Annotated in this window: 6 protein-coding genes; 1 reads left to right on the top strand and 5 read right to left on the bottom strand. The window is 67.4% G+C overall.

The features are described from left to right. Window positions 1-496: 496 nt before the first annotated feature. Window positions 497-1,159 carry an endonuclease domain-containing protein gene (locus tag AC1DGI_RS15560; protein WP_476899474.1) on the top strand — a complete coding sequence of 221 codons (663 nt, stop codon included), beginning with the start codon at window positions 497-499 and terminating at the stop codon, window positions 1,157-1,159. A 259-nt stretch (window positions 1,160-1,418) separates the two neighbouring features. Here the strand turns inward: AC1DGI_RS15560 and AC1DGI_RS15555 are convergent, their stop codons facing one another. The 5 genes from AC1DGI_RS15555 to glgX form a co-directional block, all read right to left on the bottom strand. After that, a complete protein-coding gene (locus tag AC1DGI_RS15555; protein ID WP_476899473.1) occupies window positions 1,419-2,504 on the bottom strand; it encodes an inositol-3-phosphate synthase in 1,086 nt (361 codons plus the stop codon). Window positions 2,505-2,696: 192 nt separating this feature from the next. Then, window positions 2,697-3,734 (bottom strand): L-glyceraldehyde 3-phosphate reductase, encoded by a 1,038-nt coding sequence (mgrA, locus tag AC1DGI_RS15550; RefSeq protein WP_476899472.1) that lies wholly within the window; start codon window positions 3,732-3,734, stop codon window positions 2,697-2,699. 50 nt (window positions 3,735-3,784) lie between these two features. Continuing rightward, entirely contained in the window at window positions 3,785-5,551 is a 1,767-nt protein-coding gene (gene treZ, locus AC1DGI_RS15545) for a malto-oligosyltrehalose trehalohydrolase (protein WP_476899471.1), read from the bottom strand. Between the two features lie 38 nt (window positions 5,552-5,589). Then, the gene (gene treY, locus AC1DGI_RS15540; RefSeq protein ID WP_476899470.1) at window positions 5,590-7,914 is read right to left on the bottom strand and encodes a malto-oligosyltrehalose synthase; all 2,325 of its coding nucleotides are present in this window, start codon (window positions 7,912-7,914) and stop codon (window positions 5,590-5,592) included. Beyond that, on the bottom strand, window positions 7,911-10,151 hold the full coding sequence (glgX, locus tag AC1DGI_RS15535) for a glycogen debranching protein GlgX (RefSeq protein ID WP_441401091.1): 2,241 nt from the start codon (window positions 10,149-10,151) through the stop codon (window positions 7,911-7,913). The genes treY and glgX overlap by 4 nt, the downstream gene beginning before the upstream one ends. Between the last annotated feature and the right edge of the window lie 78 nt (window positions 10,152-10,229).

Raw genomic sequence — 10,229 nt, 5'->3', positions numbered from 1 at the left:
CTCGATCCGACCGGTGCCGGCAGGACCCGATGGGCCGTGCGTTGGAAGCCCGCTTTGAACGCCTTCGCCATCACCTTCAGCGACCGATTCCCGGCAGCTGAAAACTACTAAAGGAAACCGCCGGATACACCGTTAGTGAGATAGTCCCGAGCTGTGGATAACTCCTGCGCGAATATTCAAATGGGTTCACAATGCCAGGATGAGAAAGAGGACGGAGCTACCCGGACCCCTCGGCGCAATGCCCTTCACAATCGCGGATGCTCGGTCCTGGGGAGCACCGATATCCAGGCTCAGACAATCCGACATCAGTCATGTCAGCAGGGGTCTCTATCGGCCGGCGACATGGGACTTCGAACTGGAGGCGGCGGCCCGTGCGCTGTCGGCCGCCTCGCCAGGGGCCTGGATCTCACACGTGACGGCCGCCCGGCTTCGGTGCCAACTCCTTCCGCCGTGGCTCTCGGACTCTGAAGAGCTGCATCTGAGCAAGCCGCGGGCGTTGGCAGAGGTCCGACGCAAGGGCATCATCGGGCACGCGGTTCTGGCGTGGGACGACGAGGTCGAAACGGTGGACGGCATCCGGATCAGCACGCGCGCCCGGACGTGGCTCGATCTGGCCCGACGGTTGAGCCTGTACGAACTGGTCTGCACGGGAGACGAGCTCGTTCGGATTCCCCGAATAAGCCTGGAGGACCGGAGCGAGCCTTTCGCGACCGTTGACGGGCTGCGGTCGATGGTAAACCGCCATTCAAATCTGCAGGGGATCGTCCGCGCCCGAGCAGCTCTTGAGCTGATGCGAGTAGGATCCGACTCCGGTCCGGAGACGCTGCTCCGCCTGGCAATGCGCGACGCCGGCCTCCCGGAGCCGGATCTCCAGCTTGCGTTAAGCCCGGAGCGGGCCGGTTCGCCGACGGCGGACCTCGGGTACCGCCGCCGTCGTCTTGCCATCCAGTACGACGGTGGCCACCATCTGCTGCCCGCCCAGATCTTTAGTGACCGCCGTCGTGACAAGGCGTTCGAGTCGGCGGGATGGACTGTCCTCGTCCTGACCAAAGGCGATCTCGCAGACGGCTTCGTAGACGCCACTGCCAAGATAAAGCGGATCCTGCGCACCGCGTACCTCAGCCCGCCGTCGGCGGCAGGCTTCTCGAGCACGGCCTGAGGGAGCGTCCGTACAGAACCCGTCAGACCTGCGGGAGGGTCGGCAAGGAAGCCGCCAGACCAGCGGGAGCGTCCAGACGGAAGCGTACGGCGATGAGGGAGGGTTCGCGGGACGCACAACGCTCCCGCACCAGAGGTGCGGGAGCGTTGTGTTGAAACTTGCCAGAAGTGCGGGCGCGTTGTGTTGAATCGTGCCAGAGCTGCGGGAGCGTCGGCAGGAACCGGTGAACCGGCGCGCGGTCCGGCGGTGGGGATGGCGCTTAGCGCTCCAGGTCGCCGCGGATGAAGGCCTCGACCTTTTCACGGGCGAGGTCGTCGTTGAACTGCTCCGGCGGGGACTTCATGAAGTAGCTTGACGCGGAGAGCAGCGGGCCGCCGATGCCGCGGTCCAGGCCGATCTTGGCTGCCCGGATGGCGTCGATGATTACGCCGGCGGAGTTGGGCGAGTCCCAGACCTCCAGCTTGTACTCCAGGGACACCGGCGCGTCGCCGAAGTTGCGGCCTTCGAGGCGGACAAACGCCCATTTGCGGTCGTCGAGCCACTGCACGTAGTCCGACGGCCCGATGTGCACATCGCGGGGCGCGATGTCGGCTTCGACGTTGGAGGTCACGGCTTGGGTCTTGGAGATCTTCTTGGACTCAAGGCGGTCGCGCTCCAACATGTTCTTGAAGTCCATGTTGCCGCCGACGTTCAGCTGGTAGGTGCGGTCCAAGGTGACGCCGCGGTCCTCGAAGAGCTTGGCCATGACGCGGTGCGTAATGGTGGCACCGATCTGGCTCTTGATGTCGTCGCCGACGATCGGCACGCCGGCCGCGGTGAACTTGTCCGCCCACGCCTTGGTTCCGGCGATGAACACGGGCAGCGCGTTAACGAAGGCCACGCCGGCGTCGATCGCGGCCTGGGCGTAGAACTCGGCGGCTTCCTGGGATCCCACGGGCAGGTAGCAGACCATCACGTCGACCTTGGCGTCCTTGAGGGCCTGTACGACGTCGACCGGTTCCTCCGGGGACTGCTCAATGGTCTCGAGGTAGTACTTGCCGAGGCCGTCGAGGGTCGGGCCGCGCTGGACGGTGACCCCGGTCGGCGGGACATCGGCGATCTTGATGGTGTTGTTTTCGCTGGCGAGAATCGCTGCGGAGAGATCCTGGCCCACCTTCTTGCCATCGACGTCGAACGCGGCAACGAACTGCACGTCGTTGACGTGGTACTTGCCGAACTCCACGTGCATCAGACCCGGGATCGTGGCCTGGGGGTCGGCATCCCGGTAGTACTGGACACCCTGGACCAGCGACGTGGCACAGTTACCCACGCCGACGATTGCAACACGAATCGGATTTGCAGACACGAAACTCCCTTTGAGAACAAACTTCAGCGCCCGGCCCGGACGCACTCTAAATGTACGACGACGGCAAACGGGCACAACGCCATGCGGCGCCCTTGCATTCTAGTCAACGGCGCCGGGACCTAAGTTGTTCCCGGCCGCGGCACCGAATCTGTTACGTTCGGCGCCGGGACGGCGGACCGCCCCGGCGCCGGCTCATTTCTGGGCCCAGAGATTGATGCCGGACTCGACGGCGAACTCGTCGATCGCCTCCAGCTCACCGGCCGTGAACTCCAGATTGTTGACCGCGGCCAGAGTGTCCTCGAGTTGCCGGACGCTGGAGGCACCGACCAGCGCGGAGGTCACGGAGCTGCCCTTGACCTGCTCGCGGAGGATCCAGGCGATGGCCATTTGCGCGAGGGTCTGGCCCCGGCCCTCGGCGATCCGGTTGAGCCCACGGACGCGGTCCAGCTTTGCGTCGTCGATCATGCCCTGGTCCAGGGACTTGTGCTGCGCGGCGCGGGAATCCTCCGGCACGCCGTCGAGGTAACGGTCGGTGAGCATGCCCTGCGCCAGCGGCGAGAAGGCGATGGACCCGGCGCCCACCTGCTCCAGCGCCTCGTAAAGGTTCGGACTTCCGTCCTCGGTCCAGCGGTTCAACATCGAATAGCTGGGCTGGTGGATCAACAACGGGGTGCCCAGGTCCTGAAGGATCCGCGCCGCCTCGATGGTCTGCTCCGGGGTGTAGGACGAAATCCCGGCGTAGAGCGCTTTGCCGGAGCGCACGGCCTGGTCCAGCGCTCCCATGGTCTCCTCCAGCGGCGTCTCCGGATCCGGACGGTGGCTGTAGAAGATGTCCACGTAGTCCAGGCCCATGCGAGCCAGCGACTGGTCCAGGCTGGCCAGCAGGTACTTGCGGGAGCCCCCGTTGCCGTAGGGCCCGGGCCACATGTCGTAGCCTGCCTTGCTGGAGATGATGAGTTCGTCGCGGTACGGGGCGAAGTCGTCCTTGAAGTGCCGGCCGAAGTTGGTCTCCGCGCTGCCGTAGGGCGGCCCGTAGTTGTTGGCGAGGTCGAAGTGGGTGACGCCCAGGTCGAAGGCGCGGCGCAGGATGGCGCGCTGCACCTCGAAGGGCTTGTCGTCGCCGAAGTTGTGCCACAGGCCCAGCGATATGGCCGGCAGCTTCAGGCCGCTGCGGCCCACGCGGCGGTAGGGCATGGCGTCATAGCGGTTTTCTGCCGCAAGGTATGTCATGGGTCTATCCTGCCTCAGTCGGGAGCATTCTTTGGTGGTCAGTTTCGCCGCTAGGGCGCGACGACGGCGGCGCTGTGGCCGGGCAGCTCGAGCCCGTCCGTACCCAGCCCGGCGTCGGCCTCCGTGGCGAGCAGCAGCGAACCGCCGCCGACGGCAACCCGCCGCGGTTCGGCGGAGAAGTTCATTGCCACCTCCACGCTGCCGCGCCGCAGCAGCAGCCAGCCCTCGTCTTCGCTGAAGTCGACGGCTGTGTCCGCAAAGCCGAGTCCGGCGAGTTCCGGCCTCTCACGGCGCAGCGCGATCAGCTGGCGGTACAGCTCCAGCAGCCGCGCGTGCTCGCCCGTTGCAGCCTCGGACCAGTCCAGCTTGGAGCGGGTGAACGTGGCCGGGTCCTGCGGGTCGGGCACGACGGCGGGATCCCAGCCCATCCGTTCGAATTCCTTGATCCGGCCCTCCGCGGTGGCCTTGCCGAGCTCGGGTTCCGGGTGCGAGGTGAAGAACTGCCAGGGCGTGGTGGCGCCGTACTCTTCGCCCATGAACAGCATCGGCGTGAAAGGGGCGGTCAGGGTCGCGACGGCGGCGAGCGCCAGCTGCCCGTAGCCGAGGGTCTGGGAGAGCCTGTCGCCGGTGGCCCGGTTGCCGATCTGGTCATGGTTCTGGTTGCAGACCACCAGGGCGGCCGGGTGGACCAGGGAGGTGTTGATGGGCCGGCCGTGGTGCCGGCCCCGGAAGCTGGAGTAGCTCCCGTCGTGGAAGAAACCCTTCTCGAGGACCTTGGCGAATGCCGCGAGTGAATCGAAGTCGGCGTAGTAGCCGGTGGTTTCCCCGCTGACGTTGACGTGGACGGCGTGGTGGAAGTCGTCACTCCACTGCCCGGCAAGGCCGTCGCCGTTCGCGTCGCGCGGGTAGAGCAGGCGCGGGTTGTTCAGGTCCGACTCGGCGATCATCGTCGCGGGTCGCCCGGTTTCGGCGGCGACAGTATCGGCCAGGGTCCCGAACTCCTCCAGCAGGTCGACGGCGCGCTCGTCCTTGAAGGCGTGCACCGCGTCGAGCCGGAGGCCGTCCACGTGATACTCCCGCAGCCACATGGCCGCGTTGTCCAGGATGTAGCCGCGGACCACGTCGGAACCGGGCCCGTCCAGGTTGACCGAGTCACCCCAGGTGTTGCCCTCGCCGGACTTGAGGTAAGGCCCGTACCGGGGCAGGTAGTTGCCGCTGGGGCCGAGGTGGTTGTAGACGACGTCCTGGATGACGCCCAACCCGGCATGGTGCGCGGCGTCAACGAAGCGCAGGTACGCGGCGGGGCCGCCGTAGCCCTCGTGCACGGTGTACCAGAGGACGCCGTCGTAGCCCCAGTTGTGGGTGCCGTTGAACCCGTTGACCGGCAGCAGTTCCACGAAGTCGACGCCGAGCTCGGCGAGGTAGCCGAGCTTTCCGATCGCCGCATCCAGCGTGCCCTCGGGCGTGAAGGTACCCAGATGCAGCTCGTAGATCACCGCCCCCCGCAGTTCGCGGCCCGCCCAGCCGCCGTCCGTCCACGCATGGCTGCCGGGGTCGAAGGTCCGTGAGAGCGCGTGCACCCCCTCGGGCTGGCGGCGCGACCGCGGGTCCGGCAGCGGCGTGGAGTCGCCGTCCAGCAGGTAGCCGTAGTCGACCTCGCCGGAGGCCGGGGCCTCCGGCGCGGCCCACCAGCCGGCGCGGCCGTCCGCAGCGGCCCGGCGCATCGGGTAACGCTGTCCGCCGGCGAGCAGGGTGACCTGCTGCGCATCCGGCGCCCAGAGGTCGAAGCGTTCGGTTCCATGTGCAGGCAGAGTCATTGCCGTTCCCCCTCTATCGGTTCGTCAGTTCGGGCGTGTCAGGCGGCCGGGATCAGGAGGGCCACCGGATAGTCGCGGAGGACCTCCGCGACCTTCGCCGTGCCGGGGCCGAAGGACCTGCCGCTGAGCTGGTCGGTCATGGCGGCGGCGAGTTCGATGGCGGTGTCCTGCCAGCCGCCGCGCTGTTCGAGGCCGCGCGGCAGCCTCGTGGCCAGGGTAATGGCGCCGGGGGCGCCGGCGCCGCGGTCAAAGGCGACCAGGTGCCCGGCCGAGGCTCCGGTCACCGGCACCGGCGTGTAGCCGGTGAACAGTTCCGGTGCGTCCCGCCGCAGGCGCAGGGCCCGGGAGGTCACCAGCAGCTTCGCGGCGTCCTCCCGGTACGACGCCGGCAACTCGCCGGCGTCGAGCGCGGCCAGGGCGGCGCGCCGGGGTCCGAAGTCGAACGGCCTGCGGTTGTCCGGGTCGGTCAGGGAGCGGTCCCAGATCTCGGTGCCCTGGTATACGTCCGGCACGCCGGGCATGGTGAGTTGCACGAGTTTGGCGGACAGCGCGTTGGCGGAGCCGTAGGGATCCAGCAGTGCCACCAGCGAGTCGAGTTCGGCGCGCACCTCGTCGTTGTCGAAGGCGGCGTCGACGGCGGCTGTCAGCGTCGCTTCGAAGTCCGCGTCCGGGTCCAGCCAGTCGGTGGAATTGCCGGCCTCGCGGGCAGCCTTCTGGGCGTAGGACTGGAGCCGCTCCCGGTCCGCGGGCCAGACCCCGGCCACGGCCTGCCAGAGCAGGTTGGCCAGCGGTCCGTCCGGCAGGGGCGCCAGTTCCTGCAGCCGCCGCAGGGACGCCGTCCATTCGGGTGCCAGCTCCGCCAGCACCGAGATCCGTGCCCGGGTGTCCTCGCTGCGCTTGGTGTCGTGGGTGCTGAGGGTGGTCATGGACAGCGGCAGGCGGGCCTGCCGGCGGGCCATCCGGGCATGGAACTCGCCGACGGGCAGCGCGAACTCGGTGGGGTCCGCGCCGACTTCAGTGAGGGTTCCCAGCCGGGTGTAGCGGAAGAACGCGGTGTCCTCGACGCCCTTGGCCATCACCATGCCGGAGGTTTGCTGGAAGCGGCGGCCCAGTTCGGCGTCGGCACCGGGGCCGGCGTGCAGCAGCAGGGGCAGCATTGCCCGCACGGCGGGAGCCAGGTCGGGGCGACGGCGGACGGCGAGATCGCAGGCCTCACGCAGCACGCCCTCCCCGTCGGGCAGGTAGCTGCGGTAGACCGGGAACGCCGCGGTAATTTCGGACAGCGCATCGACGGCGACGTCCGGGCCAAGCCCGGCACCGGCCGGGACCAGGCGGGCCAGCCGTCGCATTTCCGAATGCAGGATCCCGTCCGTGATCCGGCGCTTGGTGCCGCGGATCATCTCCTCGTAGTCCGCGGGCTTCCCGCCGCGTAGCGAGGCATCAAGCGCGTCGAGGTCGGCTTGGCCGGCGGGGTCAACGAAGACCCGGTCCACGTCCGCGAGGGCGTCGTAGCCGGTGGTCCCTTCGCACTCAAAGCCGGCCGGAAGCTCCTCCCCCGGCTCAAGGATTTTCTCGATCAGCAGGTACGCCCCGCCGGTCACTTCGCGCAGCCGCTGAAGGTAGCCTGCCGGATCCGCGAGGCCGTCCGGGTGGTCGATGCGGAGCCCGTCCGCCAAGTCCTCGCGGAACCAACGAACAACTTCTTCGTGGGCCTCGTCGAAGACTTCCGGGATCTCGACTTTGATCCCGGCGAGGGTGTTGACCGCGAAGAACCGGCGGTAGTTCAGGTCCGTGTCGGCTCGGCGCCAGCCCACCAGTTCGTAGTGCTGCCGGTCGTGGACCTCGCGCGGGTCGTCACCTGCCGTGTAAGTGCCGTCCGCCAGCGGGAACCGGTGGTCGTAGTACCGCAGCTCGCCGTCGCGGATCTCGAGGGCGTCGACGTCGGAGTCCTCGCCCAACACGGGGATCCGGATCCGGCCGCCGCCGAAGTCCCAGTCTACGTCGAACGCCTGGGCGTACCGCGACTCGCGGCCTTCCTTGAGCAGCGACCACCACCAGGGGTTCTGGGCCGGGGTGGCGACGCCGACATGGTTGGGCACGATGTCCACGAGGACGCCCATGCCGGCGGCCCGCGCGGCCCGGGACACCGCCTCGAGCCCTTCCGGGCCGCCGCGGTCCGGGTCGATCGCGGCCGGGTCGGTGACGTCGTAACCGTGGTCCGACCCCTGCTCCGCCGTCAGGATCGGCGACAGGTAGACCCAGTCGACGCCCAGGGACTTCAGGTAGGGCACGGTTGCGGCGGCATCCTGCAGGGTGAAGCCCGGCCGGATCTGCAGCCGGTAGGTCGAGGCGGGGGTCCTCATGCTTGCGTCGCCCTTGCCTCGCTCGCGTCCGCTGCCTTGGTCTGGGCCTCCACCATCTCCTCCTGGGCTTCCTCTTGCTCGGCCATGGAGGCCAGGGACGCCGCTGCGGAGTAGTCAACCTCGGCCTCGGGGCCGGAGTAGGCCCGCAGCACCACCATGGACTTGGCGTGCAGCGCCAGGGTGGCCCCGGCCTTGAGCGGTTCGTAGGCGTCGGCCTGCGCCGCGGTGTCAAAGAGCACCTCCCAGTACTGGGAATACTCGTCGGAGGGCAGGCAGAAGTCCACGGCGTCATCGTGGGCATTGAAGGCCATGATGAAGCTGTCATCGGTGATCCGACGGCCGCGGGAATTCTGCTCCTGGATGCCGTCGCCGTTGTAGAAGACGCCGATGGTCCTGCCGAAGCCGCTCCCCCAGTCCTCCGGCAGCATTTCGGTGCCGTCCGTCTTGAGCCAGACGATGTCCGGCAGCTTCTCGCCCTCACCGCGGACGACCGGCCGGCCGTCGAAGAAGCGGCTGCGGCGGAACGTCGGGTGGTCGTGGCGGATTTTATTGACGAAGGCGGTGAACTCCACGAGCGGCTGGTCCATGGCTTCCCAGTGCACCCAGCTCAGCTCGGAGTCCTGGCAGTAGGTGTTGTTGTTGCCCTGCTGCGTGCGCCCGAGCTCGTCGCCGTGGAGCAGCATTGGCACCCCCTGCGAGAGCAGCAGGGTGGCGATGAAGTTCCGCTGCTGGCGCGCACGGAGGGACAGCACGGTGTCGTTGTCCGTGTCGCCTTCTTCGCCGCAGTTCCAGGAGCGGTTGTGCGATTCGCCGTCGTTGTTGCCTTCGCCGTTGGCCTCGTTGTGCTTCTCGTTGTAGGACACCAGGTCCCGCATCGTGAACCCGTCGTGGGCGGTGACGAAGTTGATCGACGCCACGGGGCGGCGGGCCGAGCTCTCGTACAGGTCGGCCGAGCCGGTGAGCCGGGAGGCGAATTCGCCCAGCGTCGACGGTTCGCCGCGCCAGAAGTCGCGGACGGTGTCGCGGTACTTGCCGTTCCACTCCGTCCATTGCGGCGGGAAGTTGCCCACCTGGTAGCCGCCGGGGCCGACGTCCCACGGCTCGGCGATCAGCTTGACCTGGGAAACGATCGGGTCCTGCTGGATCAGTTCGAAGAAGGTGGACAGCTTGTCGACGTCGTAGAACTCACGGGCCAGCGTGGAGGCGAGGTCGAAGCGGAAGCCGTCCACGTGCATCTCGGTGACCCAGTACCGCAGGGAGTCCATCAGCAGCTGCAGCGAGTGCGGGTGCCGCACGTTGAGCGAATTGCCGGTGCCGGTGTAGTCCATGTAGTGCTTCAGGTCGCCGTCGACCAGGCGGTAGTACGCCTGGTTGTCGATGCCCTTGAAGGAAAGCGTGGGGCCGAGGTGGTTGCCTTCCGCGGTGTGGTTGTACACGACGTCGAGGATGACTTCGATGCCGGCCCGGTGCAGCTCGCGGACCATCGCCTTGAATTCCTGGACCTGGTGTCCCACGTCGCCGGAAGAGCTGTAGCTGTTCTGCGGGGCGAAGAAGCCGATGGTGTTGTAGCCCCAGTAGTTGTTGAGGCCCTTTTCCACCAGGGTGCCGTCGTTGACGAACTGGTGCACCGGCATGAGCTCGATGGCCGTGACGCCGAGCTTCTTCATGTGCTCGATGACTGCCGGGTGGGCGACGCCGGCGTAGGTGCCGCGCTGGTCTTCCGGAATATCCGGGTGCAGCTCCGTCAGGCCCTTGACGTGGGCCTCGTAGATGACCGAGTGGTGGTAGGGGATCCGCAGCTGGCGGTCGCCGTCCCACTCAAAGAACGGGTTGATGACCACGCCGTGCATCGTGTGCGGCGCCGAGTCGGCGTCGTTGCGGGAGTCGGGGTCACCGAATTCGTAGGTGAAGAGCGCCGGGTCCCAGTCGATCTGGCCCTGGACAGCCTTGGCGTACGGGTCCAGCAGCAGCTTGTTCGGGTTGAAGCGGTTGCCGCTCGCCGGATCGTACGGGCCGTGGACCCGGTAGCCGTATTTCTGGCCGGGCTGGATCTGCGGCAGGTAGCAGTGCCAGACGTAGCCGTCCACCTCGGTCAGCTCGATCCGGGTCTCGGTCAGGTCATCAGCCAGCAGGCAGAGTTCGACCCGTTCCGCCTGTTCGCTAAACAGGGCGAAATTGGTGCCGGTGCCATCAAAGGTGGCTCCCAGCGGGTAAGCCGTTCCGGGCCAGACTTCCATGTGTACTCCTCGTGCGTGGCGAACTATCTCTAGACAGACTACTTGTAAGTAAGGTTACTAATTGACTCGGCCTTGGTG

This window comes from Arthrobacter sp. 05N428_2 (genome assembly GCF_056397065.1).
The sequence above is the reverse complement of the archived record's forward strand: the minus strand, read 5'-3'. Positions and strand labels throughout refer to the sequence as shown.